Raw genomic sequence first — 25,694 nt, 5'->3', positions numbered from 1 at the left:
TTCGAGTTATTATCAGCAAACAATGAAATAAGCACTTAAGGACAGTATTATGCCAAACCCCTCAAAAATCCCAGCAACGAGCCATCAAAAGATTGTAAACGTCGCTGTCGCTGTTATTCATTATCAAGCACAGTATTTGCTTGGGTTCCGCGATGCGACCCAACATCAAGGTAATCGATATGAGTTTGTAGGTGGCAAGATTGATGCGGATGAAACCGCAAAACAGGCATTAATACGCGAAGTCGCTGAAGAAACTGGGATCGATATTCACGACAATACTGTCGTCAAACTTGGACGACTGCATCATGATTACGGGGATAAGCAAGTAAGCTTGCAGGTCTATAATATTGAGCTGACAGGGCTACAGTACGAACAGCATCGCCATCTTTGCTATGGCTTAGAAGGGCAGGCGCTAAAATGGGTCAATAAATCCGCGCTATTGGCGGGAGAGTATCATTTGCCTGCTGCCAATAAAACGATTCTTGAATGGTTGCGACTACCCACGCAGATAGCGATTACTTATCCTTTGGCACACTTTAGTGATCAGCCCAATCCAGCAGCAGAATGGTTGACTTACCACGAGGAAAAGGTAGCGTCTCATGCTTGGCTATACATTCGAGTTAAAGACTCAGGCTTTGATAACAGCGTAAAGCAACTGATGACTTTGCGTCCAGATATTCAGGTAATTCTGCCTTTTGATCATCACGTGCAATCTGTGCAAGCGGATTATCAAATCGTTGCTCATCAAGTCGTTGTTCATCAAATCTCTCAGACTGCGCTTATGAAATGGTTCAATAATGAGGAGCACGTTTCTGTAGGTGAGCAGACGTCATTTAACGATCGACCATTGATAGTTAGTTGTCATGATACGGCTAGTATTTATGCTGCCAATAAGCTTGCTAATGCTCGTTTACAGCAGCAGCTACCACCAGTTATCGGTATTTTTCTATCACCGTTATTAGCGACCCAAACTCACCCTGATACTGCACCATTAGGTTGGTCAGATTGGTCAGCTCTGGCACGGCTGGCAGATATGCCTGTCATCGGCTTAGGTGGATTGTCACCCGCCATGATCGAGCGAGTCGCTCAGTACGGTGGTATCAGCGTGGCAGGTATTCGTCAGTTTATTTAGCAATTTGTTTAGGTCGTATCTTTATTTTCATCGGGTATTTGTTATAAAAGGTTTATGCAAACAATCGATCTTCTCTATATTTATCCAGCCAGTAACTCTGTGTTTATTCTTTAGCACAAACATAGAACTACTTACAAACCGTTGCGTTTTCCTACATTGCAACACTGTTTTAATCGTAGTGCTGCCATTAAGATAAGCTATCAAATTAGAAAGTGTGCACGCTATTTTTTATAAATGACGATTTTAGTATTTATAAGCCCATAATCGGGTCAAGCTGTCTTAACTACTTCTAATAACATTTAATTTTACTCGTATTATTTTTCACATTAGCAGTGTGTTTGAGCAAGAAATTAAATGGTAATCATTTGATAATTGATCAATTTTAACCATCACCACTAATTAATGGTACCTCTATGAAAACCAATAAGTTACCTCAGTCAGCATGGTCTGATTCACAGGCAGCCGGTTCTCAAGCGCAGCAAATTAGCCAATCAAAGGCTCGCTATCTGCATGATAGTGGGCAACATGCCAATAGTGCTAGCAACGATGCTAGTTATGACAGTTATGACGATGAACGTTCAAACCATTTGGCAAGAGATATGTCTTTGCAAGACAGCTATTTTGGATACAAGAGTATCGACAAAAGCCTTACACAGGCAAAAGAGTTTGCTATGATTGAAAACGGTAGTACCGACAGTAACGATCCAAAAAATAGTGATCTAGAAGGTTTTGACACAGCCAATGGCTATAAAAAAGCCAGTAGCTCTCAAAAAATTAGCGGTTACAAAGAAACCAGCGGCTATAAAAAAGTGCAGAAGAAACAAGCACAAAAAATCAGTGAATTAGACGCACTTATGTCAGAAGATCCCGCTGATTTCTCAACAGAAAGACCCCAAAAAACCGATGATTTATTATTGACTACCATTTCGTACAAAAAAATACCGGAGCGCATATTCATGAACGGGCTTATCAAGCATACCGGCATTGCCTTAGCGATTATTATACCGTTGGCAGCATTTTCGGCATATGCGGCACCGTTGCCGGCTACAATGTCCGCCAATAAAACCTCTGCTACGGCGACGACTGATAAAGCGACAACAGAGACATTGTCGGTGAAGCCTAGCAGTATCATGCATAGTTCTGCCAATGTACCGACGACCGTCGATAGTGTGGATCTCAAACAATATGCAGGTACGTGGTATGAGATAGGTCGATTGCCGATGTATTTTCAGCGCAATTGTGCCAGTGATGTCACTGCTAATTACACCGAAAAAACAGATGGTTCAGGAATTATAGTCACTAATAAGTGTCAGGCTGAAGACGGTTCAGGCATTATAGCTGAGGGGTTGGCAAAACCTGCTGACGATACGGGTAGCAAATTGAAAGTCACGTTCTTACCCTCATGGATTCGCTGGCTGCCAGTTGGTCGCGCTGATTATTGGGTGTTGGCACGAGATTCAGATTACAAGACAGCTTTGGTCGGTACACCCGATAAAGGTAGTCTATGGTTGTTGGCACGGTCGCCCAATATCAGTCAGGAAACTTACGCAAAATATCGTCAAATTGCCCAACAACAAGGGTATGATTTAAAAGAATTTAAACTGACAGCGCACAGTAATCAAACGGTTACGCTGGTGCCATAACCGTCTAAAATGTTCGTGTTTATCAAAAGGTAGCGTAATAAGCTGCCTTTATTTTTATAATCTATTAAATATACCCTCAAAACGCGTTATAAGTGCTTGCTGATCGGTTAGCACTGGCAAAATAGAGCGTTTTAAGCTAAAATCTAGGCGATCTAAACACTCTGATGAAAATGATTGACATGAATGTTCTTCTGTCATTTTATTGGAGTGGCTACTTAGACTAAATTTAATCTATCTGTTTGATACTTTTTCATAATACTTTACTGATCATAAGGATGTTTCTCGTGAGCAATGCTGATACCTTACGCCAACTACATCAAGAGCACTTGAGCAATTACAACAACCAAGAGCAACAAGCGATCGAGCTTATGGGTCTATTGAATAAGCTCTATAATGAGCAAGATGTACAAGTAACATTGTTCGGTGAAACGCTAGGTACTACCTCAGTTGGTCAGATATTAGCACTACACCAAAAAGTAGCACTGCGCGACCATGGCGCTAAGTCTATCGATATCGCTGACACGTTAGCGATGGTAAAAGTCATCGCAGAGAGCAAAGACATTCAAGCCACTCGTATCGATGTTGGTCAATTGATTGCTAATGACACTGACGTACAAGCTGCACTAAAATCTGTCAATAATGCAGGTGCCGTGAATGGCGCGACGGATGTTGTATTGTATGGTTTTGGCCGTATTGGTCGTATTTTGACCCGTCTGCTACTGTCACAAGCGTCAAGTGCAAAAGGTTTGCAACTAAAAGCCATCGTTGTACGTCCAGCTGCTGCTGGTGATTTGGCTAAGCGTATTTCATTGCTTGAGCGTGACTCGATTCATGGCAGATTTTTGGGTGGCATTAGTATCGATGATGACAACAACGGCATGATTATTAACGGTCGTTTTGTGCAAGTGATTTATGCCAAAGACCCTAGCGAAATCGACTACAATGCTTATGGTATCGACAACGCTTTGGTCATTGATAATACAGGTATCTGGAAAGATGAAGCAGGTCTTGGCAAGCACCTACAATCTACTGGTGTGAAAAAAGTTCTGTTAACTGCACCGGCTGGTGGCGATATTAAAAACGTTGTTTATGGTGTGAATAATAATACTATTGGCGACGATACGATCGTGAGTGCTGCTAGCTGTACGACCAATGCTATTACCCCAACGCTTAATGTATTGAACGATGAGTATGGCATCGAAAACGGTCACGTAGAGACCATCCACTCATTCACCAATGATCAAAACTTAGTCGATAATTATCACAAAGCAGATCGCCGTGGTCGCAGTGCAGTTATGAACATGGTGATTACCAGCACTGGCGCAGCAAAAGCAGTTGGCAAAGCATTGCCAGAACTAAGTGGTAAATTAACGGGTAATGCTATCCGTGTACCAACGCCAAATGTCAGTTTAGCTATTTTAAATTTGAACCTTAAAACAGCACCAAAAAGCGCTGATGCTTTAAATGAATTTTTGCGCAAGATGGCTAACAGCAGCACTTGGCAGTCGCAAATTGCATATACCGATTCTACAGAAGCCGTATCAACGGATTTTGTTGGCACGACTCATGTCGGTATCATCGATGCTCAAGCAACTATTTTGACGGATAATCATGCCATTGTTTACATTTGGTATGACAATGAAGTCGGCTATAGTACGCAAGTATTGCGTTTGGCGACGCAAATGGCTGGAATCAGCTACACTCAGATTCCAGCATAAAAAGTCTAAGGCGATATCATTTATGCGGTAGTATTTATACGGTAGTACCTTGCAATCCGTATAGATTCGTCGGTTTTTAGATGCAGTACTTAAGCACCCGATAGTCCGATTGGTTATCGGGTGTTATTGTCATAATGACTACCAAGGGCGGCTTCACACACGGGTCGCAAATATTTTTTAAATCAGTTTTTAAAATTATTGGTTTTTATAACCACACAAACACATAGCTATACCCTAAAATACAGTCGCTGACTGTAACCAGTTGATAAACTGGATGGTAAATTAAGGAACGTAAGATGCGATTTATTGATGAAGCCGTCGTAACGGTAAAAGCAGGTGACGGTGGTAACGGAATCGCCAGTTTTCGCCGAGAAAAGTATGTCCCACGTGGTGGACCTGATGGTGGAGATGGTGGCAAGGGCGGAGATATTTACGTCATTGCAGAGGATAACACCAATACCCTAGTGGACTATCGTTATACCCGTCGTCACGATGCTATGCGAGCAGAGAATGGCCACAGTAGAAACTGTTCAGGCAAGGGCTCCGATGATTTGTTTTTACCAGTACCTATCGGTACCACAGTAGTTGATACCGAAACTGACGAAGTGTTGGGTGACTTGGTTGAACTTGATCAGACGTTACTGATTGCCAAAGGTGGCGATGGTGGTTTGGGTAATACCCATTTCAAAAGCTCGACCAACCAAGCACCACGCAAGGCTACGTCTGGTTTTGAAGGTGAGTTAAAAGTTCTTAAATTTGAGCTAAAGGTTGTGGCTGATGTTGGCTTGATTGGTTTGCCTAATGCTGGTAAATCTACCTTTATTCGTCAAGTATCTGCTGCTAGACCAAAAGTTGCTGACTATCCGTTTACCACCCTCGTTCCGAATCTAGGTGTGGTTGATATCGGTCGTCATCGCTCATTTGTGATGGCAGATATTCCAGGTTTGATCGAAGGTGCTTCAGAAGGTGCTGGACTTGGCATTCGTTTCTTAAAACATGTGGCTCGTACTCGTCGTCTGTTACATGTGGTTGATGTAAAGCCAATTGATGGCAGCGATCCAGTAGCCAACGCTTGTGTTATCTTGAATGAACTTGAGCGTTTTTCGCCTGAGTTATCCAACTTGCCCCAGATTTTGATATTAAACAAAATTGATCAGGTGCCTGACGAAGAGTTAGATGAGCTTTGTACTCATATTGTCGCCGAGCTTGAGTGGACAGGCGATGTATTTCGCACGTCAACCTTAATGGGTGAAGGGACTGATGCAGTTAAATATCATTTAATGAATGAGATTGAACGTGAGCGTGAGCGTGAACTAGAAGATCCTATCTTCGCTGAAGCACAAAAAGCGCGTTTTGAGCGTCTAGAAGCAGAAGTGCGTCTCAATACTGAAGCTCAGCGTGAAGCATATCGTGCGGCTCGCAAAGCGGCGCGTGAAGGCACAGACTTAGTCAACGAAGACGAACTGGATGATGATGACGATGGCGTTGAAGTCGTATACGTTCCCTAAGTTATTTCGTTTGAGTTGATACATTTGAGTTGATTTTTCAAATTAACCCCCGTAATTAATCCATAAAAGAAACAGGAGTTTATATGGCAGGTGACATAGAAAACACGACCGAAGAGGCAAGGTTTATTAAGCAAACTCGCAACTTTGATATTCAGCGCGTTATTGTCAAGATTGGTTCATCGTTATTAACCAATAACGGTCGAGGGCTAGATCGTACTGCCATATATGAGTGGGCAAAACAGATTGCTAAGCTGCACAAAAAAGGTGTGGAAGTGCTACTGGTATCGTCAGGTGCCGTTGCTGAAGGTGTGGTACGTATGAACCTTGAGGAGCGCCCTAAAAAACTAGCTGCACTACAGGCCTGCGCTTCTATTGGTCAAATGGGTCTGATTGAAACGTGGTGGTCAGCATTGATCCAACATGGTATTCAAAGCTCGCAGTTACTACTGACTCATGATGATTTGTCCAACCGTAGCCGTTACCTCAATACGACGGGTGCGCTGACGCAATTACTAGAATGGCGCGTACTACCTGTCATTAATGAAAACGATACCATTACTATTGATGAGATAAAATTTGGTGATAATGACACGCTAGGTGCAATGGCAGCAGCGATGGTCAATGCTGACTTGTATATTATCCTAACCGATCAAGACGGTGTGTTTACTGATAACCCACGTGACAATCCTAATGCCAAAATGATTCGTCAAGAGCGGGCGATGGCTGATTATTTGTTTGATATCGCAGGGGATGGTGGCAAGCTCGGACGCGGTGGTATGCTCACCAAAATCCGTGCTGGTCGTCTTGCTGCAATGGGTGGGTGTCCAACCGTTATCGTGAGCGGCGCTATTGATGATGTTATCACTCGTGTCGTTTCAGGTGAGGCAGTGGGTACATTACTGACCACCAACGAAGAAGACAAAATCATTGCTCGCAAACAATGGCTTGCAGCGCATCTGCGCATGTCAGGCAGCTTGATTGTCGATGCTGGTGCCGCTAAAGCGCTGACTGAACACAATAGAAGTTTGCTGCCAGTTGGGGTCGTAGAAGTGCGCGGCGGTTTTGATGAAGGCGATGTGGTAGAGATTATTGATCAAGATACAAACGAACGTATAGCTGTCGGTCAAGTGAATTTTTCATCGCATGATGCGCGCCGTGTGGCTCGTGAGCGTACCGAAAGCTTTGATAAAATTTTCGGTAGTAATGAAGAGCGCGTTGTCATGGTACATCGTGACAACTTAGCGTTGACGGTATAGTCAATCCTATATAAATTGGATACGCTGTCAGTCTCGCTTAGTCTACTATTTACAGCACTTTTTATAGCACTTTCGCTCGACTTCTTTGTATCCAAATTATATTGAACCAACTATATAATTTGGATATGGCCTGTTTGCAGGTGTTGATGAGTCATAGAGATGTGTCGGTTGATAGCTTATATACGTCATAGCATGACTTATCAACGTTTGAAAATTGTCAACATGTAGGCATTTATCAGTATTTAGCAGTAACGAGCACTCAAAAATCTAAAAACCAGTATTACTTAATGATACGAGACGTTTTTGGATTTAAAGACAGCGTTGACTAAAACGTTTCTTTGAATGAAAGCTTAATTATCCAACGTGCAACGCGTTTTATATCCTTTATATTCAACTTATTTTATCCAGCACGGTATTCATTGAAAATAGTAACAATGAATACCGTGCTGCTTTGGAGATTTGTACATGAGTGCTTCAGACCATAGCAACTCGCTTCAGCAAGAATTTGCCCCTTTAAAAAACGACAGATTGCTACGCGCATTTCGTTTTGAGACGATAGACACCACCCCAGTGTGGATGATGCGTCAAGCAGGTCGTTATTTACCAGAGTACAAAGCCACCCGCGCTGAAGCAGGCGATTTTATGAGCTTGTGCCGAGATACTGACCGCGCAACTGAAGTCACTTTGCAGCCCTTACGTCGTTATGATTTGGACGCCGCTATTTTATTCAGTGATATTCTGACCATTCCTGATGCTATGGGATTGGGTTTGTATTTTGAAGCTGGAGAAGGGCCGAAGTTTAAACACCCTATCCGCCAGCAAGCTGATTTAGATAGATTGCCCGTGCTTGATGTGAATGATTCTCTTGATTATGTCATGCGTGCGGTGACAAGTATTCGTAAAGCGCTTAATGGCCAAGTCCCCTTGTTTGGCTTTTCTGGCAGCCCGTGGACACTAGCGACTTATATGATTGAAGGCGGTAGCTCAAAGGATTATCGTTATACCAAAGGCTTTTTGTATAGCAATCCTGCTTTTTTGCATCAATTATTAGATAAGCTTGCTACGTCTGTTATTGACTATTTAGATGCGCAAGTCGTTGCTGGTGCTCAGGTACTACAGATCTTTGATAGCTGGGGCGGCGCGCTTGGTCATCGTCAGTTTATCGATTTTTCACACGCTTATAATAAGCGCATCGTCGCTGAGCTAAAAGTGCGTCACCCTGATATACCAGTGGTATTATTCACCAAGGGCGGCGGACTATGGCTAGATATCCAAGCGGATAGTGAAGCGGATGCCTTAGGTCTAGATTGGACGATGCCGCTTGATCGTGCGCGTCAGGCGTTGACTGAGAGTCAGCGTCAATTGACTAAGCAGCATAAAAAACTACAAGCTAGCAAAGCGCTTCAAGGTAATCTGGACCCAGCAACCTTGTATGGTTCTCCTGAAACCATCCGCTCAGAAGTAAAATTAATGCTTGATGATGCCTATGCTAACGGCGAAAAAACCGGCTACGTGGCGAATTTAGGTCATGGTATTACGCAATGGGTCAACCCTGATAATGCCAAAGTGTTTATCGATGCCGTGCATGATTATAAAATCTAGCCACTGTTTTATTTAATCACTGTGCTATTTAACTACTCTGCTATTTAGCCACTGGGGTATTTAAATGCTATGATAAATTGGACTTATAAAGTTAAAATCCAGTGTTAGCTATAGCCTAGCAATTACATTATTGAGTAAAAAGGGATATCTTATGATTTCAGCAGCAATCGTCGGTGGCACAGGGTATACAGGTATTGAGCTGATTCGCTTACTATCCGCTCATCCTGAAGTTTCTATTGATTTGCTAACGTCACGTAGCGAAGCTGGTACACGTGCTGATGAGATATTCCCAAGCTTACGCGGTATCTCAGACATCGTCTTTAGTGACTTGGGTGATGATACGCTTGCAACGTTGCAAAAATGTGATGTGGTATTTTTTGCCACGCCACACGGTGTCGCGATGAAGCAAGCGGAAGCGTTGACTCAAGCAGGTGTGCGAGTCATCGATCTGGCAGCTGATTTTCGTTTGCAGTCTTTGACGGAGTTTGAGCATTGGTATCAACAGTCGCATGCATGCCCTGAGTTATTGAAGACAGCTGTTTATGGCCTACCTGAAGTCAATCGCCACAAGCTTGCAAACGCCTTAGTAGTAGGGAACCCTGGCTGTTATCCAACCACGGCTATTTTGGGACTAAAACCCATTATTGACGCGCAAAACAAGCAAGCAGCACGCTTGATCGACGCACGTATCGTTATTGATGCCAAATCTGGTGTTTCAGGGGCGGGACGTCAGGCAAGTTTGGCGCTTAATTATGCGGAAACGACAGACAATTTTAAAACTTATAGCGTTGCAGGTCATCGCCATTTGCCAGAGATTGAGCAAGGAGTTTCGCAGCTATTAGACAGTCAGTTTAGCCATCGCATTCGCTTTTTACCGCATTTAGTGCCAATGATTCGTGGAATGCTGAGCTCCATCCATATGGAGATGACTGAGGAAGGCGCGGCTATTGATTGGCAGCAAGTATTTGAAGAGTGCTATGCGTCAGAGTTGTTTATTGATGTCATGCCAAAAGGTATTTATCCTGATACGCGCAGTGTACGTGCCAGCAACCGTCTGCGGATTGCGGTACATCAAGACAATGACCGTGCTGAACTGACGGTTATCGTGGTGCAAGATAACTTAGTAAAAGGCGCGGCAGGGCAGGCGGTACAAAATATGAATGTGATGTTTGGTCTTGATGAATCACTGGGATTGAATTTCGCGCCTATTGTTCCTTAATATTGAGGCGTGTTGAACGCTCACAAATAAGCACTGTCATGGTCGAGGGATCAAACATAACCTATTAAGTTACCTCATTTTTTTATTGTCACATCGTTCATATTGATGGTGCTAGGTATTGATTATAAATTCCGCTATAATAACCTGCCCTTACTGTTAAGAGATACTGTCTAAATGCGTGTTAAGATTGTACTACGCTTTTGCTCACAGCCAGCACGTCTATCGTGCCAAGACGCTATTTCATATAAATTGGAGCGTAGCCGACATTCTTTACAAGTCAGTAATGGCACTATCGATAGTCGGAACAGTCTCAGTGCGAGCCAAACAGGTGCTTCGACACTGGTACTGGCGCTTTTTGTCGTGGCCATATTAGCGACAGCTATCGTTGGATTGGTATTTGGTCACAAGCTTGGCTATCAGCGCGGCTTTCATGCGATGCAGACTGAGACCAAACAAGCGATTATCAACAGCACTGAGGCAACTAAAGAGCTGAAAGATCTACATGTTAGCAATAAGATTGCCACGAGTGAAGCCGCCACTGCCAAGCAAGAGCTGGCGATAAGTTTGACAAATTTAGAAGAGTTACGCGCCACACAAAAAGAATTAACCATTGAAAACAAACAAGTTGCCCAGCTTAATGAGCTTTATACTGAGGTGATTAGTGATAATGGTGGTATGCCATTACAGATAATTGGCGCTAATATTAAGCCGTTACCCGAGAACGCTTTCGAGTATGGTTTTGATGTCGGTATGCTGAGTAAAGATGGCACTGCCAAGCGTTTAACGCCAATTTTGACATTAATTGATAATGATGACTTTGTGGAAGTACCACTAGATCCTGCCAGTTATTCGATCAAAGGTATTGTACGTATTCGTGGTCGCTTTATGATGCCATCAGGATTTAAGCCTTTACAGGCTAAACTGACTTTAAGAGCTGGTGGGCAACAAAAAGAACAGCTGTATGATTGGAGGCTTGGCGATAGGGTCGACAATATGCCGCTCTCCCTTTTAGACTTGCCAGAAGTCGATGAAAGTCCTATTGAACCTTGATTATTACTCAAATATCAATAATCACTTGAAATTTGATGGTATGAGCCAAAGCTAGTTAAACATGATGGCTACTGATAGCAGCTAAGTGGAAGCAAAGGTGCTTTGTTACATGCCAATTGTGTACCAAATAGCCTCTCTGTATAACCTCCTTTTTATTTAGAATTTACCTTATAATTATATTTTTATTATGATAAAACCTATGACTCTACAAGCTAGGCCAACCGTTTTTGATTGGCATTTTCCTAACATACCTGCACAGCGTGCTCAAGACAGTGCGCCAGAGGATGAGACGTCGCCGCAAGCAGACGTGCTCGTGGCCGAGCCAGAAGTGGCAAAGCCGCCGATGTATGCGGTCGTGATGTATAATGACAATTACACACCGATGGAATTTGTCGTCTATGTTTTACAGTCGGAATTTCGCCACAGTGTTGATTCTGCCGTTGAAGTGATGTTGACGATTCACAACAGCAGTAAAGGTATTGCTGGTATCTATCCCAAAGATATCGCTGAAACCAAAGCCAAAAAGGTAAACAGTTTGGCTCATCGCGAAGGCTATCCTTTATTGACTCAAATTGAACCACATCAGGGTGAATAGCCGCCACAACGGTTTTATTTTTTCGCAGCTTTTCACCTTGTTTGATATTATTTAATCAGCTATTTAATGCTGCCACTTCCAAGATTATATACCCGTAATATTTTTTAAAAGCCTTTTTACTAGGCAGTGCTACTATTACTTCACCGCAAATCAGCCCTCATACCTCTCCTAGGTAATCAGTCTTCTTTCTGCTTTGATCTTGATTTTTATCTCAAATAGCCTTATATACTAAACATAACGTCGTGTGATAAATGGATGTCTTGCGCTCAGTTTTTTAGCATTTCGCTATGTTCCTAATACCCTGATTATTTACGCCCTTATTTTTATAAGATCTTTTTTATTCTCAACTTCTCATTTGTGTAATTCGTTATTTTCTGACTTTCTCGTCTCCAACATCCCCTCACAAAGTATGCTTAGATACATTTTAGTATGCGTTAATAGATTGACTATGTTTGAGTATCATGTTGAGATAAAGAAAAGCGAATATGAATTATCACAATCATTGCTAGATAGGTCGAAACACTCACTAAATGATACACGGTACACTTCAATCATCGTTTGGTCGTGTCTCTTAATAATACTAACATTGCCCTTGAACAATACATCTATCGCCCTGATTTACTACCTAACTCATTCATAAAGCTATCAATTTATAAGATAGGTACAACCGTAGGAAGTCCTTATGTTAAGTCGTCATCTTGAAGTTTCTTTGCGTTTAGCAATGACACTTGCGCGCCAAAAATCGCATGAGTATCTCACTGTTGAACATTTATTGTTGGCACTGTTAGAGAACACGCATGCTGCCAACACATTAACGGCGTGCAATGCAAATGTTTCAACGCTACGTACCGAGCTCGAGGCTTATATCAATAAGCATACGCCAACGGTAGATGCAGAAACGGAGCAATCACCACAGCCAACCCAAAGCTTTGATCGCATCCTGCAACGTGCTATTTTTCATGTGCAATCTATTGGTGGTGGTCGTTTGGTCGAAGGCTCAGATATCTTGGTATCTATGTTTTCCGAGCATGATACTTACGCTGTTTATTTGCTCAAAAAACAAGGCATCAGTCGGCTTGAGCTGACCCAGTATTTATCACATGGTCAAGATAAAGATGAGCCATCAGAGCCTCGTGCTTCTACGACTGGAGAGCGTCGTAGTGCTTCTGAAAAAACCAGCAAAGATCCGTTGGTTGAGTTCGCTACTAACCTAAACCAGCGTGCGGCAGAAGGTAAAACCGATCCATTAATTGGACGTACTTCTGAGATTGAGCGTGCGGCGCAAGTACTCTGTCGTCGCCGCAAAAACAACCCATTGTTGGTTGGTGAGCCAGGGGTTGGTAAAACGTCTATCGCTGAAGGTTTGGCATGGTTAATTATCAATGATAAAGCCCCAAAGCCGCTTAACGGCTGTGTGATTTATAGCTTAGATATTGGCTCACTCATCGCCGGTACTAAGTACCGTGGTGATTTTGAAAAACGTATGAAATCGCTCCTTGATGCAATGAAGAAAAAGCCTAATGCCATCTTGTTTATCGATGAGATTCACATGATTATTGGTGCAGGCTCTTCAATGAGTAGCAACATGGATGTGTCTAACCTAATTAAACCGGCGCTTGCCAACGGTGAATTGCGTTGTATTGGTTCAACGACTTTTACTGAGTATCGTCAGGTGTTTGAAAAAGACCATGCACTCTCGCGTCGTTTTCAAAAAATCGATGTGAAAGAGCCAAGTGTCGATGACAGTATCGATATTTTACGGGGTCTCAAACCGCGTTACGAAGAGTTTCATAACGTTGAATATACAGATGAAGCATTGGTCACTGCTGTACAGTTATCGGCCAAGCATATTCACGAGCGCTTTTTACCTGATAAGGCAATTGATGTTATCGATGAAGCTGGTGCTTATAAGCGTTTAGGCGTGATTCCGGATACCGATGATATCGAGGCAGAAGAAAGCTTTATTGCTGATTTGGAGCAAGATTTTGATGCGCAGATTGATGCCGATGTTGAAGGTCTTGAGAGCGATATTCATAATGACATAACCAGTGATGACAACGATAATGAAATGCAGGATGAAGCCAATACTGCAAAAGCCAATGATCGTGCTAAATCATCTGATGAGTCAAAAGCGGCGAAAGCCAAGAAAAAACCACCGATGAAAATCGATGTGGCAGACATTGAAGCTATCGTGGCCAAGCTTGCGCGCATTCCGCCCAAGTCAGTATCAAGCGATGATAAGAGTATTCTTGAGCATTTAGATCGTGATCTTAAGCATTTAGTATTTGGTCAAGACGAAGCGATTGAGACTTTGGCAGATGCCATTAAATTGTCTCGTGCGGGTCTAAAAGCGCCAGATAAGCCAATTGGTTCATTTATGTTTGCCGGTCCGACAGGGGTTGGTAAGACAGAAGTATCGCGTCAGTTGGCAAAATTATTAGGCGTAGAATTGGTGCGCTTCGATATGTCAGAATATATGGAAGCCCATACCGCATCACGTCTGATTGGTGCGCCTCCCGGCTATGTCGGTTTTGATCAAGGTGGACTGCTTACTGAAAAAATCAATCAACATCCGCATTGTGTCTTATTGCTTGATGAGATTGAAAAAGCGCATCCTGATGTGTTCAACTTGTTATTACAAGTGATGGATCATGGTACGTTGACGGATAATAACGGTCGTGTCGCTATCTTTAAGCAAGTGATTGTCATTATGACCACCAACGTGGGTGCTGATAGTATTAGCCGCTCTTCGATGGGCTTTACCCAGCAAGATCATAGCCGTGATAACACAGAATCGCTCAAACGTGTCTTTACCCCTGAATTCCGCAACCGCTTAGATGCCACCATTCAGTTCAATTCACTAGATACATCAGTGGTGGTATCAGTGGTCGATAAATTCTTGGTCGAGCTACAAGTACAGCTTGATGATAAGCAAGTCACGCTAGAGATTGATGATGAAGTACGTGATTACTTGGCTGTAAAAGGATATGACCGTTTGATGGGTGCGCGTCCGATGCAGCGTCTGATTCAAGACGAAATCAAAAAACCATTGGCAAGTATGATTTTGTTTGGAGATTTGGTTAACGGTGGGGTTGTTCATCTTACCTTAGAGCCTGAAGCGGGCGATGAGCAAGATGGCGCTACTATGAAACTAGATAAGGTATCGGATAAAGGTTCAGCGAATAGTCGGATTATCTTAACAGTCGTTGAGACCCATGAGCCGCGCTCAGACTCTGAATCATTGGCCAGCTAAACGGTTTTACATTAGCTTTATAAAAACGGCTACCATATTGCTGTGGTAGCCGTTTTTTTATTGCTATAATTTATCAACAAACCTCACATCGTTTTTTGTTACCATCAACTTCTAAACCACGCTATAGTCAGTGAAAAGTAATATCGAACCATCACGCACTGCTGATACCAATTTTTCTTGCTTGCTGTGCTTGCGCAGACAGAGGCTACAAAAAATTAATATCAGCAATACCGTCGCGTTTCTAGGATATTTTAACTATAGTTGCGAAGTAATTATTCATAACAAATATAATAAGGATGTAACATGGAACTGTTTGACGAACAGCCGACGAAGACCCCAGAGCAAAGGCAAGCGATTTTAGACAATGTCCGTCTACCAGCAGACTGGAAAACGGCACTAGCAGATGAATTAACCTCTGACAATATGGATAACCTACGAGCTTTTTTAAAGGAAGCATACCAATCAGATGAGAGTGTTTATCCACCTGCACCGCTGATGTTCAATGCCTTTAACCTAACCCCTTTATCGAAGGTTAAAGTCGTTATCTTGGGACAAGACCCTTATCATCGTCCAGGTCAGGCAATGGGGCTATCTTTTTCTGTGCCCAAAGCGATTCCCAAGCCGCCGTCACTTAATAACTTACTCAAAGAAATGGCCAATGATATCGGCACCAGTTACTCAGCGCATGGTGATTTAACGTATTGGGCGCAGCAAGGAGTTTTACTCTTGAACAGCTCATTAACGGTGCGAGAAGGTGAGCCGAATAGTCATCAAAATAAAGGTTGGGAGCAGTTTACCGATGCCGTGATTGATGTGGTCAATCAACAAACGGAGCACACGATATTTATATTGTGGGGCAGTAAAGCGCAGAAAAAAGGCAAGTATATCGATACTGAAAAACATTTAATCTTAACAGCTGTGCATCCTTCACCGCTGGCTGCCAATCGTGGTGGATTTTTTGGTTCCAAGCCATTTTCTAAAACCAATGATTACTTGGTACAGTATGGACAAACACCAATTGACTGGCAATTACCACAATAGACAACAAATAATCTAATGATAAATTTACACTCTCATCCGTTAATACCTAGCCAATTGGCCATTATTGAAGTAGAAATGCCATTTGTAAGCAGTACATTTTGGTCACTAGAGGACGTGAAGTGGATGCAAAAAGCATTGCTACTGGCTAGACAAGGGGCTGCACTCGGAGAAGTGCCAGTAGGCGCAGTGTTGGTACACAATCAGCAGATCATCGGGCAAGGCTTCAATGAGCCAATTGGACGCCATGACGCGACTGCTCATGCTGAAATAGTTGCACTAAGGGATGCGTGCGCGCGTTTAAAAAACTACCGCCTGCCATTACAGACAACTTTGTACGTGACTTTAGAGCCCTGTACGATGTGTGTTGGCGCACTCATTCATGGCCGTGTGGATAGACTGGTCTATGCGGCGAGCGAACCTCGAGCGGGCATGGTAGGCAGTCAAATGAACTTAGCCATGCAGCCTTTTTATAATCATAGTATTCAAGTTGATAAAGGTTTATGCCGTGAGCATAGTAGTCAGATGCTAAAGCATTTTTTTCGTGAACGCCGCCGCGCAGCCAAAAAAAGTAAAGACACTGTCATTAACAATTAGGGTCTGTTAAACATTAAAATATTAGGACTGCTGATCGCTAAAATCTTCCCAAACTAGGCGTAAACCGACGATAATGTCGAGACCTTAGCTAGGTTTACAACAACGTTTGGGGTGGTTTTAGCATCAGCCTTTCAGGGCAGGGCTATTTTTGCCAATACATGGCGAAATTGTCTACCCTAGAATGACTAGGCGTCAAAAATTTCACTGCGTATTGTCTAAAAAATAGCCACTGCCAGTGCCACATTTGAATGTTCAGCAGACCCTAAAACAGACATTCAACAAGATGTCAGTCTTGTGGCTAGTGATAGCGTGGTTTTTTTGCTATAATATCGCCCTATTTGATTGCTAATAAGTTAGTGGTCTAACAAACAGTTGATAATTAAGTAAATATTGCGTTGTTACTGTTGCATAAGTAGCATTCTAGCTAATGTGCTTTTTAATATAAAAGCAGCCATATAAGCAGTGCCTACTATTAAGTGATAAGTGAGTCCTATGACCGTCTCTACACCTACTAATGATAATAGCCAAGCGCAGCCAGTGCGTTATCCTGTTATTTGTATTGACGGTCCAAGTGGCGCAGGCAAAGGCACGGTAACTTGGCGTCTGGCACAAGTATTGGGTTATCAGCTGTTAGATTCAGGCGCTTTATATCGCATCGTTGGTCTAAAGGCATTTGAAGCAGGATTGATTACTGCCGATGCTAGCAAAGCGATTGATGAGATGGCTGTATTGCAGTTGACACAAAGCTTAGACATTGCTTTTGTGCCTAACAATGAGTCAGGCCGTGTCGATATCATCGTAAATGGCGAAGCAGTGGGTGAGCAAGTACGAAACGAAACGATTGGTGGTTACGCCTCACAAGTGGCTGTCTATCCAAAGGTTCGTAATGCCTTGCTAACGCTACAACAAGACATGGCAACCCGTTCAGGCCTAGTGGCTGATGGTCGCGATATGGGTACAGTGGTGTTCCCAGATGCTGACGTTAAAGTGTTTTTGACTGCCAGCGCGGAAGCACGTGCCAATCGCCGTGTCACACAATTAGTAGAAGCGGGACAAGTGGCAGATTTTGAGGCGATATTAACGACGATTAAAGCCCGTGATGATCGTGATGAAAATCGTACGACAGCACCGTCAAAGCCAGCAGACGATGCCTTAGTATTGGATAGCTCAATGCTAGATGCAAATGCGGTTTATGAGCAGATAAAAAAACATTGCCAGAATCAGGGTGTCTGCTTTAATAGCTAATAGGAACAACATATTGAGCACTAAATAGTTTCCTATATCTTTGATTTTAGTATAAAATTATAGTATGTCGGATAAGAAGTGATTAGAACAACGTTGTCGTTTTAATAACACAAGACAGTTGTTGCTAATGAGCTCTATAAACATTGTGTTTATGAACAATGCGCTTATTAGCAACAAACGTTTTTTTATATGACTATGTAGGATATAAAACCAGTATTCCGTTTTATATAGTCATAAATTTGATCCGTACTGTGCTGGACAGGATACGGCTATACAAAGGTAGACATAATGGAATCATTTGCTGAACTATTTGAAGCGAGCATCGAAGAAACAGGTCTTGATATCGAGCGTGGCTCGGTTATCACAGGTACTGTTGTAGCCATCGATAGTGATTGGATTACAGTAGATACTGGTCTTAAGTCTGAAGGTATCGTCGCTCGTGAAGAGTTTTTAAGCGAAGAAGGCGAACTTGAAGTTGAAGTTGGCGATAGTGTCGATGTTGTGGTTGAAGCGGTTGATAACGGTATGGGTCAAACCTTACTGTCACGCGAAAAAGCCAAACGCGTTGAGACTTGGAATTTCCTTGAGAAAATCTCTGACAATGATGAGATCGTTAAAGGTATTATTTCTAGCAAAGTTAAAGGCGGCTTTACCGTAGATATCGGTTCAGTACGCGCGTTTTTGCCAGGTTCATTGGTAGATGTACGTCCTATCCGTGATACCACGCATCTTGAAGGCAAGGAGCTAGAATTCAAAGTCATCAAACTTGATCAAAAACGCAACAACGTTGTGGTTAGCCGTCGTGCAGTTATGGAAGCTGAAAACTCAGCTGAGCGCGAAGAGCTATTGAACAAGCTTGAAGAAGGTATCGAGATCGAAGGTATCGTTAAGAACCTTACTGATTACGGTGCATTCGTTGACCTAGGTGGTATCGATGGTCTATTGCACATCACTGACATGGCATGGCGCCGTATCAAGCACCCATCTGAGGTGGTTGAAGTTGGTCAAGACCTAAAAGTTAAAGTATTGAAGTTTGACCGTGAGCGCAATCGCGTTAGCCTAGGTCTAAAACAACTTGGTACTGATCCTTGGGATAACGTTGGCGGCACATACCCAGTGGGTAGCGTTGTTAAAGCACGCGTTACTAACCTAACTGATTATGGTTGTTTTGCTGAGATTTCTGAAGGCATCGAAGGTCTAGTGCACGTATCAGAGATGGATCATACCAACAAAAACATCCACCCATCAAAAGTAGTTCAAGTGGGCGATGAAGTTGAAGTAATGATTCTTGATATCGATGAAGAACGTCGTCGTATCAGCCTAGGTATCAAACAGACTCTAGCCAATCCATGGGATGAGTTTGATAAGAAACATGAGCGCGGTGATAAAATCACTGGTACGATCAAATCAATCACTGACTTCGGTATCTTTATCGGTCTAGACGGTGGTATTGATGGTCTTGTTCATCTATCTGATATCTCTTGGAACGAAACTGGCGAAGATGCTATCCGTAACTACAATAAAGGCGACACCGTTGAAGCAATGGTATTGTCTGTAGATGCAGAAGCTAACCGTATCAGCCTAGGCGTTAAGCAGTTAAGCTCTGATCCATTCAACGAATACCTAGTCAACAATGACCGCGGTGCTATCGTTAATGGTAAAGTGAAAGAAGTAGACGCTAAAGGTGCTACTATCGAACTTGCTGACGAAGTAGAAGCTTATCTACGTGCCTCTGAGATCCAACGTGACCGCGTTGAAGATGCGACTAAGCATCTAACGGTTGGTGATGATGTTGAAGCTAAAATCATCAGTGTTGATCGCAAAACACGCAACATCAACTTGTCTATCAAAGCGAAAGACGAAGCTGAAGAGCGTCAAGCGATTAAAGATCTTGGTAGCACTAGCACGACTGCTGCTCCAGGTTCTGATGCACAGCCAAAAACAATTGGTGACTTGATCAAAGAACAAATGCAGTAAGTTGCTAAGCTATTGATATAAAAGTAATGTAAAAAAAGCGACTCCGGTCGCTTTTTTTTATGATTAAATTTGTATAACGTGGCCAGTAATAGAAGTTTTTGCTCAAACAGACAAACTCTTATTTCCATTTATCCTAATATCCGCTATCATTTGCAACATTGAGTAACAATATATCAGTCAGATTTAGTTTTATATAAATAATATCGGCTTATAGAAGCAATTGTGACTTTAGGTGTTTCTAAGTTAATTCAGTATAATGCTATAAATAGTCATCGTAAAAACCAGGTTTTGACTCACCGTCATTTTATCCATTAATCAACAGGGCAAGCGTCATAATGCAGCAAGCGATTAACAAATCCGAATTTATTAGTAATTTGAGTGCGAATTGTGAAAATATAACTGACACAGTTGTAGATGATGCAGTACGTGAAATATTAAATTTGATGACCCATACTTTAGCCAATGATGGTCGGGTAGAGGTTCGTGGGTTTGGTAGTTTTTGTCTACATCATCGCCGCGCTCGTATGGGGCGTAACCCAAAAACAGGGGAAAGCGTGCCTGTACCTGCCAAAGCTATTCCGCATTTTAAGCCGGGTAAAGCACTACGTGAAGCTGTAAATGATAAAGTAGCAAATAATTAGTACTGGTCATAGATGTGTTAATTGATGATGCACTCTAGAATGCTATCTTTAAACTGTTAGCTCCATTCAAAACTGAGGTATCTTTCATGCGCTTTTTACTGTTTGTATTACTGTTTTTAAGCTTTGCTTATTCGCTTGGCTTGGTATTGGCAAATAATACTGAGGTTGGCGTAAACTTGCTGTTCTCACAAGCACCGACGATGAATTTGGGGTTGCTACTGATACTCTGTTTAATACTCGGTATAATTATTGGTATTTTGCTAGCATTGCTTATTTTCCGCGTCTTACAAAATAAGTGGGAAATCTCGCGCCTTAACAAGGCCAACAATCATTTGCAAGAGCAATTGACCCAAGCCAATGTCGTTATTGATCGTCAAGCAAATGCACCAACAGTAGAAGATGCGGTCTATGGGACAACAGCGACCCAAACTCAAGATACAGCAGTTAATATAGATGAAAGCTCGACTTTGATTAAGCATAAGCGAGACTAAGCGGCTTAATAATGGCGGCGCGGCTAATTTTAAAAATACAATGCTTTGATAACTCTGATATATGGCAAAACCATGAATAATATAACTAACTCTCCAGTCATCGTTGCTTTAGATAACATGACTTTGGATGCATCCTTAGCGCTAGCTGACCAATTAGACCCAACGTTATGTCGATTAAAAGTGGGTAAAGAGCTGTTTACTCGTTGTGGTCCTGACATCGTCAAGGCATTGCATCAGCGTGACTTTGAGGTGTTCTTGGACTTAAAGTTTCATGATATCCCCAATACCACGGCTCAAGCGGTATTGGCGGCAGCTGAGCTTGGCGTATGGATGGTTAATGTCCATGCAAGCGCGGGCTTAGAGGCGATGTCATTGGCCAAACAACGCCTGTTAGACGGTAATTTTGAGACCTTGTTGATTGCCGTCACTGTGCTGACTTCTATGGACAATAAAGCATTGATGCAAACGGGCATCAGGGACGGTTTAGATGCGCAAGTCAGCCGCCTAGCACAATTGACCAAGCAAGCTGGTCTGGATGGTGTGGTGTGTTCAGCACAGGAGGCAAAAGTACTTAAGGCTTTATGTGGTAAAGACTTTAAGCTGGTCACGCCTGGCATCCGACTCGCTGAGGACAGTGCGGATGATCAAAAACGTATCTGTACGCCGAGTCAAGCCTTGATGGAAGGTTCTGATTATCTGGTCATTGGACGCTCTATTACCCAAGCGCAAAATCCTGCCGCTAAGCTACAGAAGATACTTCAAAGTATTTGAGTTTGAATAGATGTTAAGAAAAAAAGACAGCCTAAATGGCTGTTTTTTTACTTTTTGATGGACAAGGAAAAGCTGCTACACTACTTAAATTTATGCTTACAACCTTTCTAAAATATAATGGCCATATCAAAAATGTTTATTTAACTAAATATAAATATTACTATTATGAGCGTTTATCGCTAATTAGATTTTTAATAATAACGCCACTAAATGATGTTGGATAATATGAAATTACAGATATTAAGTGACTTACACATTGACAGCTATGCCCGGCAATTGCATCCGATGGGGTATATTCCTAAGACCGATGCAGACATTGTATTGGTCGCTGGTGACACCGCTAATAGTGATAGCGGCATGCCGTGGCTACAAGAGCAAGCTGCACGTTTACAGGTACCGCTTATTACCATCGCGGGAAATCATGAGTATTTCAAAGAAGATGTGCTAAATTTCGATCAGAAGCTAGCAACATGGGATAATTACGATGAAACCTCAGCCAAAGGCATGCGCGTGCTCCAGTGTCAGCATGTTGACATCGGAGAAGTACGCATCTTAGGGTGTACGCTGTGGACTGATTATCAGTACCAAGCGAATGAGGACACTATGGTCGCTGCTAAACGCTTTATGCGGGACTATACGCAAATATATGCTGGTGATCAGCTATTCTCACCTGAGCTATCTATGCAATTGCATGCTGAGCAGCGTCAATGGTTACAACAAGCCTTGATAACCGCGAAAAAACTGGGCAAAAAAACGATAGTGATGAGTCATCATAGCATCAGTGCGTTATCAGTGTCTGAGAAGTATGCCAGCCTACCCAGCAATGCAGCGTTCGTCAGTGATTTATCTGGCTGGATGCATGAAACTTGGGCGCCTACGCTGTGGGTGCATGGACATACGCACGAAGCATTTGACTATCGTATTGGTAATACCCGAGTGATTGTCAATCCACGCGCTTATCCAAACGAGGTGAGTAGTACAGCATTAGCCTTTGCTTGGGATAAAGTCATTGATATTGGTTGAGCCGTTTTTCGTATAAATACGTTGGATCGCTAGCAATGGCTTAGCGCATCCTGAAATAGTCTATCATTCATTATTGGTCTTAAAAGTCCGTTCATTATCGCTGCTTATATTGCAACTGGATTTATATTTTGTTCATTCCTGATAAAAAATCTGCTAGGCTTGCTAGCATGAGCAAATATCCTATTAGTACCCAGTCAAAACTATCCGCAGATAAGCTTGCGAGTCACACGCCAAGTGCGCCTGCGCCGTCACACTTACCTGATAGTATGATCTCTTCGGTCAGCTTATTACCTGATAATAAGCGACTGATTTTATTTACTAGGCACTCTCTACGCGAGCGTTCTGATGGTAACGGTTTTGCCAGTTATCAGTTGCCGCTTACGCCTAAAGGTCGCATATTGGCTAAGTCTTGGGGACGTTGGCTAGCAGGACATCTGCCGTATTCGCTCGATGTCGATAGCATCTCCAGTCCGATTGGGCGCTGCATTGATACGGCACAATTGATGCAAGAAGGGGCGGGGTTACAGCGTCATATTGCTCATCAATCATTGCTGGTGGAGCCGGGCAGTCTGGTTACTGAACCTGAGATTGCCAATGTCGTATTCAAAGAAATTGGTGTGCTTAACTTTATTAATCGTTTTTTACAAGGCAATCTTGAAGGCACCAAAAATGCCTATCAAGGTGGTCTTGATATTTTATCGCTCTTTTATCAACATCAGCCGCAGCACGGGCATTTAATGCTCGCTGTTAGTCATGATACTTTGTTATCAGCTTTTTTGGCGGTAATGCTTGATGTGACCGAAATCGATTGGAATGATTGGCCTAAGATGATGGAAGGGGTGTTTTTATGGTTCGATGATAAGCCTTTTGATCAGGCGAATGCTTATTTTGTCTGGCGTGGTGAGGTTTATATTCGTCCTGTTAGTACTTTGTTAGACGGTTACCGTGCTGCCGGCTTTCATCCTAGCAAATTATTGCTGCCACCAAAAGTGAAGTGGACTTAATTTTTTAAGGGGTTTTATGCTTATTGAGCATAAATTCGACCCATTCATCTCAAAAATGGAGAATCAGTCGAATTTTATTTTCTATCCCTCTGTTCGGCTTTTACCATAAGAAAACTGAGAACGATCACCCACACTGCGACCATATTGCCATAATTGCATGCCATGTGATAGCTGGTTGCTCTCCCATGCCTGTAAGGCTTTAGGAACGTTATGATTATGGTCAACGAGTGCCTCTACCAACGAAATAGCGTTTGCTGCTGCTTTTGCTGTACCCGCTGCTGTATGAGGCCGAGGAATAAAAGCGGCATCTCCTATCAGTGCCATTCTATCGAAAGCCATCTGCGGCACTGTTAAGTCTAAAATCGACTGTACAAAAGGCTCTTTAGTCGCGGCTACTAATTTTTTGAAGGGGTCAGCGAGTACAAGATCTGCGTAGCTTCGCATTGCTCGATCAACAGCAGGCGACATCATTCCTGGTGGCACAGAATGCATTCTACATTTACTGTTTTTGTCGGTAAGTATATGAGCTAACTCCGTTTTCTCATCATAGTTAACGTACCAAACCCAGTTAAATCGGCGTTTTCCTGGAACCAGCGATTCGTTTTCACCAGGAATGACGTAGGCCAAAATGTGCGAGTTTGGAAAGTCATAAAATACAAACCGTTCAGTAAATATCTTAGCCACTTCTGGCGCTAAGTCAGCTTCGTCGATCAAACCTCTATAAGCCACGTAACCTGCATATTGAGGCTCATAAGTGGGCAAAAGCTGTTGGCGCACAGTTGAATTTGGCCCGTCAGCACCAATCAATAAATCTCCAGTTTCACAAGAGCCATCAACAAAAACAGCTGTTACTTTAGCGCCTTTTGATTGTACCCGCGCTAATACTTTACCTTGATGATAATGCTTATCTGGAAAGTGTCTTCGCATCGAGCGATAGAGAATATTCCAAGAGGTGAGCGTCTGACGCATGACCATTTTTTCAATTGAGCCATTTTTTTGCAGATAATAGCGCTCAAGAGCATCGACGCCTAGCTTGTCTGTCGCAATTCCCGCCTCTTTAAGAGCAGTCACGACATCAGCTTGCAAAACAACACCACCGCCTCTGCTATCCAAATCACGAGCAGAACGCTCGTAAATATCTACTTGCCAGCCAATAGAACGTAATAGCGTCCCTGAAAACAGCCCAGCTAACGAACCACCGATCACGATTGCACGCTTATTCATTGATTCCACTGAGCCTCTCCTGAATATCTATATACAAAAAAAATAGCATAAAAAAACCTTGCCCCAGTATTAGAACCAGTGACAAGGTTTTTTTATGCTTACGGTCTAAACAGAACAAATCTTAAGCTTGAAGGCCTTTGATTGTTTTGTTTAGGCGGCTCTTACGACGAGCAGCTTTATTCTTATGAATAATACCTTTGTCAGCCATACGATCAAGAACCGGTACCGCTTTTTTGTAAGCTTCGGTAGCCGCGTCATAATCTTTAGCTGCGATTGCCGCATCAACACGTTTTAAGTAAGTACGAACCATAGAGCGTTGTGACGCAGAGTTCTGACGACGTTTGGTGTTTTGACGGGCGCGTTTACGAGCTTGTGCAGTATTAGCCACGCGTATCTCCTTGATAAAGACAGATAAAAATATGAATGTTGATTGCAATAATGGGTTTAACAATCATCGGTGACGAGCAGCCTCTCGCCAAACATGATGTCGATGTCTGATATTAATAGGGTATCTAATATCAATAGATCATCGCAAGCGTCAGAACTGTTTGGAATAATTAAACAGCGTTGACGTGTAAAGCCGGTTATCTTAGCAAATTATTGCGCTTAGAACAATATATTTGATGGTTAATGCTCAAAGTAGTTAGACTATTTGCTAATATTTTACTTTATTAGGCTATTAAGAGCAAAGTCAGCTGCCAAGTCAT

General features: G+C 42.6%; 22 protein-coding genes. 20 read left to right on the top strand and 2 right to left on the bottom strand.

The genetic code is table 11. The features are described 5' to 3' along the window. The first annotated feature begins 49 nt into the window (after window positions 1–49). The 20 genes from RH96_RS09210 to RH96_RS09115 all read left to right on the top strand — a co-directional run bounded on the left by RH96_RS09210 (window position 50) and on the right by RH96_RS09115 (window position 23,763). A complete protein-coding gene (locus tag RH96_RS09210; protein WP_010200163.1) occupies window positions 50–1,132 on the top strand; it encodes an NUDIX domain-containing protein in 1,083 nt (360 codons plus the stop codon). 413 nt (window positions 1,133–1,545) lie between these two features. Further along, the gene (locus RH96_RS15235; RefSeq protein WP_010200162.1) at window positions 1,546–2,775 is read left to right on the top strand and encodes a lipocalin family protein; all 1,230 of its coding nucleotides are present in this window, start codon (window positions 1,546–1,548) and stop codon (window positions 2,773–2,775) included. Between the two features lie 275 nt (window positions 2,776–3,050). Beyond that, window positions 3,051–4,493 carry a glyceraldehyde-3-phosphate dehydrogenase gene (locus tag RH96_RS09200; protein ID WP_037033396.1) on the top strand — a complete coding sequence of 481 codons (1,443 nt, stop codon included), beginning with the start codon at window positions 3,051–3,053 and terminating at the stop codon, window positions 4,491–4,493. Window positions 4,494–4,789: 296 nt separating this feature from the next. Beyond that, entirely contained in the window at window positions 4,790–6,001 is a 1,212-nt protein-coding gene (gene cgtA / locus RH96_RS09195; protein WP_010200157.1) for an Obg family GTPase CgtA, read from the top strand. A gap of 83 nt (window positions 6,002–6,084) precedes the next feature. Further along, window positions 6,085–7,257, top strand: a complete 1,173-nt coding sequence (gene proB, locus RH96_RS09190) for a glutamate 5-kinase (protein WP_010200153.1) — start codon at window positions 6,085–6,087, stop codon at window positions 7,255–7,257. Between the two features lie 465 nt (window positions 7,258–7,722). After that, the gene (gene hemE, locus RH96_RS09185) at window positions 7,723–8,859 is read left to right on the top strand and encodes a uroporphyrinogen decarboxylase (protein WP_010200147.1); all 1,137 of its coding nucleotides are present in this window, start codon (window positions 7,723–7,725) and stop codon (window positions 8,857–8,859) included. Window positions 8,860–9,010: 151 nt separating this feature from the next. Next, entirely contained in the window at window positions 9,011–10,078 is a 1,068-nt protein-coding gene (argC, locus tag RH96_RS09180; protein ID WP_010200140.1) for an N-acetyl-gamma-glutamyl-phosphate reductase, read from the top strand. Between the two features lie 174 nt (window positions 10,079–10,252). Continuing rightward, the gene (locus tag RH96_RS09175) at window positions 10,253–11,128 is read left to right on the top strand and encodes a hypothetical protein (protein ID WP_010200138.1); all 876 of its coding nucleotides are present in this window, start codon (window positions 10,253–10,255) and stop codon (window positions 11,126–11,128) included. Window positions 11,129–11,327: 199 nt separating this feature from the next. Then, window positions 11,328–11,723 (top strand): ATP-dependent Clp protease adaptor ClpS, encoded by a 396-nt coding sequence (locus tag RH96_RS09170; protein ID WP_010200136.1) that lies wholly within the window; start codon window positions 11,328–11,330, stop codon window positions 11,721–11,723. 682 nt (window positions 11,724–12,405) lie between these two features. Beyond that, window positions 12,406–14,976: an AAA family ATPase gene (locus RH96_RS09165; protein ID WP_010200134.1), complete on the top strand. Its 2,571-nt coding sequence runs from the start codon at window positions 12,406–12,408 to the stop codon at window positions 14,974–14,976. A 303-nt stretch (window positions 14,977–15,279) separates the two neighbouring features. Further along, window positions 15,280–16,017, top strand: coding sequence for a uracil-DNA glycosylase (locus RH96_RS09160; RefSeq protein WP_010200131.1), 738 nt, complete (start codon window positions 15,280–15,282; stop codon window positions 16,015–16,017). Window positions 16,018–16,032: 15 nt separating this feature from the next. After that, window positions 16,033–16,611 (top strand): tRNA adenosine(34) deaminase TadA, encoded by a 579-nt coding sequence (gene tadA, locus RH96_RS09155; protein ID WP_081501587.1) that lies wholly within the window; start codon window positions 16,033–16,035, stop codon window positions 16,609–16,611. 492 nt (window positions 16,612–17,103) lie between these two features. Beyond that, window positions 17,104–17,856, top strand: coding sequence for a (d)CMP kinase (gene cmk, locus RH96_RS09150; protein WP_010200125.1), 753 nt, complete (start codon window positions 17,104–17,106; stop codon window positions 17,854–17,856). Window positions 17,857–18,144: 288 nt separating this feature from the next. Further along, window positions 18,145–19,833, top strand: a complete 1,689-nt coding sequence (gene rpsA, locus RH96_RS09145) for a 30S ribosomal protein S1 (RefSeq protein ID WP_010200122.1) — start codon at window positions 18,145–18,147, stop codon at window positions 19,831–19,833. Between the two features lie 335 nt (window positions 19,834–20,168). Next, window positions 20,169–20,474 (top strand): integration host factor subunit beta, encoded by a 306-nt coding sequence (locus RH96_RS09140; RefSeq protein WP_010200120.1) that lies wholly within the window; start codon window positions 20,169–20,171, stop codon window positions 20,472–20,474. Window positions 20,475–20,560: 86 nt separating this feature from the next. After that, entirely contained in the window at window positions 20,561–20,965 is a 405-nt protein-coding gene (locus tag RH96_RS09135) for a lipopolysaccharide assembly protein LapA domain-containing protein (RefSeq protein ID WP_010200115.1), read from the top strand. Window positions 20,966–21,037: 72 nt separating this feature from the next. Beyond that, a complete protein-coding gene (gene pyrF / locus RH96_RS09130) occupies window positions 21,038–21,736 on the top strand; it encodes an orotidine-5'-phosphate decarboxylase (RefSeq protein WP_010200108.1) in 699 nt (232 codons plus the stop codon). Window positions 21,737–21,771: 35 nt separating this feature from the next. Continuing rightward, the gene (locus RH96_RS15070) at window positions 21,772–21,960 is read left to right on the top strand and encodes a hypothetical protein (protein WP_010200105.1); all 189 of its coding nucleotides are present in this window, start codon (window positions 21,772–21,774) and stop codon (window positions 21,958–21,960) included. 1 nt (window position 21,961) lies between these two features. After that, window positions 21,962–22,759, top strand: coding sequence for a metallophosphoesterase (locus RH96_RS09120; RefSeq protein ID WP_227500956.1), 798 nt, complete (start codon window positions 21,962–21,964; stop codon window positions 22,757–22,759). A 167-nt stretch (window positions 22,760–22,926) separates the two neighbouring features. Continuing rightward, a complete protein-coding gene (locus tag RH96_RS09115) occupies window positions 22,927–23,763 on the top strand; it encodes a histidine phosphatase family protein (RefSeq protein WP_010200102.1) in 837 nt (278 codons plus the stop codon). Window positions 23,764–23,844: 81 nt separating this feature from the next. Here RH96_RS09115 and RH96_RS09110 read toward each other — a convergent pair whose 3' ends face one another. Both RH96_RS09110 and rpsT read right to left on the bottom strand, forming a co-directional pair. Then, the gene (locus tag RH96_RS09110) at window positions 23,845–24,987 is read right to left on the bottom strand and encodes an FAD binding domain-containing protein (protein ID WP_010200100.1); all 1,143 of its coding nucleotides are present in this window, start codon (window positions 24,985–24,987) and stop codon (window positions 23,845–23,847) included. Between the two features lie 121 nt (window positions 24,988–25,108). After that, complete coding sequence (gene rpsT / locus RH96_RS09105) at window positions 25,109–25,375, bottom strand: 30S ribosomal protein S20 (RefSeq protein WP_010200097.1); 267 nt, start codon at window positions 25,373–25,375, stop codon at window positions 25,109–25,111. Window positions 25,376–25,694 lie beyond the last annotated feature (319 nt).

This window comes from Psychrobacter sp. PAMC 21119 (assembly GCF_000247495.1).
Taxonomy (GTDB): Bacteria; Pseudomonadota; Gammaproteobacteria; order Pseudomonadales; family Moraxellaceae; genus Psychrobacter; species Psychrobacter glaciei.
This window is presented reverse-complemented; position numbering and strand designations above follow the sequence as displayed.

What these genes read in the sequence shown, in the direction of transcription:
- RH96_RS09210 (WP_010200163.1), top strand. Translation starts at nt 50, where the DNA reads ATGCCAAACCCCTCAAAAATCCCAGCAACGAGCCATCAAAAGATTGTA.
- tadA (WP_081501587.1), top strand. Translation starts at nt 16,033, where the DNA reads ATGATAAATTTACACTCTCATCCGTTAATACCTAGCCAATTGGCCATT.
- RH96_RS09175 (WP_010200138.1), top strand. Translation starts at nt 10,253, where the DNA reads ATGCGTGTTAAGATTGTACTACGCTTTTGCTCACAGCCAGCACGTCTA.
- RH96_RS15070 (WP_010200105.1), top strand. Translation starts at nt 21,772, where the DNA reads ATGGCTGTTTTTTTACTTTTTGATGGACAAGGAAAAGCTGCTACACTA.
- RH96_RS09120 (WP_227500956.1), top strand. Translation starts at nt 21,962, where the DNA reads ATGAAATTACAGATATTAAGTGACTTACACATTGACAGCTATGCCCGG.
- cgtA (WP_010200157.1), top strand. Translation starts at nt 4,790, where the DNA reads ATGCGATTTATTGATGAAGCCGTCGTAACGGTAAAAGCAGGTGACGGT.
- RH96_RS15235 (WP_010200162.1), top strand. Translation starts at nt 1,546, where the DNA reads ATGAAAACCAATAAGTTACCTCAGTCAGCATGGTCTGATTCACAGGCA.
- hemE (WP_010200147.1), top strand. Translation starts at nt 7,723, where the DNA reads ATGAGTGCTTCAGACCATAGCAACTCGCTTCAGCAAGAATTTGCCCCT.
- proB (WP_010200153.1), top strand. Translation starts at nt 6,085, where the DNA reads ATGGCAGGTGACATAGAAAACACGACCGAAGAGGCAAGGTTTATTAAG.
- RH96_RS09110 (WP_010200100.1), bottom strand. Translation starts at nt 24,987, where the DNA reads ATGAATAAGCGTGCAATCGTGATCGGTGGTTCGTTAGCTGGGCTGTTT.
- RH96_RS09135 (WP_010200115.1), top strand. Translation starts at nt 20,561, where the DNA reads ATGCGCTTTTTACTGTTTGTATTACTGTTTTTAAGCTTTGCTTATTCG.
- RH96_RS09165 (WP_010200134.1), top strand. Translation starts at nt 12,406, where the DNA reads ATGTTAAGTCGTCATCTTGAAGTTTCTTTGCGTTTAGCAATGACACTT.
- RH96_RS09115 (WP_010200102.1), top strand. Translation starts at nt 22,927, where the DNA reads ATGAGCAAATATCCTATTAGTACCCAGTCAAAACTATCCGCAGATAAG.
- rpsA (WP_010200122.1), top strand. Translation starts at nt 18,145, where the DNA reads ATGGAATCATTTGCTGAACTATTTGAAGCGAGCATCGAAGAAACAGGT.
- RH96_RS09200 (WP_037033396.1), top strand. Translation starts at nt 3,051, where the DNA reads ATGTTTCTCGTGAGCAATGCTGATACCTTACGCCAACTACATCAAGAG.
- pyrF (WP_010200108.1), top strand. Translation starts at nt 21,038, where the DNA reads ATGAATAATATAACTAACTCTCCAGTCATCGTTGCTTTAGATAACATG.
- cmk (WP_010200125.1), top strand. Translation starts at nt 17,104, where the DNA reads ATGACCGTCTCTACACCTACTAATGATAATAGCCAAGCGCAGCCAGTG.
- RH96_RS09160 (WP_010200131.1), top strand. Translation starts at nt 15,280, where the DNA reads ATGGAACTGTTTGACGAACAGCCGACGAAGACCCCAGAGCAAAGGCAA.
- argC (WP_010200140.1), top strand. Translation starts at nt 9,011, where the DNA reads ATGATTTCAGCAGCAATCGTCGGTGGCACAGGGTATACAGGTATTGAG.
- RH96_RS09170 (WP_010200136.1), top strand. Translation starts at nt 11,328, where the DNA reads ATGACTCTACAAGCTAGGCCAACCGTTTTTGATTGGCATTTTCCTAAC.
- RH96_RS09140 (WP_010200120.1), top strand. Translation starts at nt 20,169, where the DNA reads ATGCAGCAAGCGATTAACAAATCCGAATTTATTAGTAATTTGAGTGCG.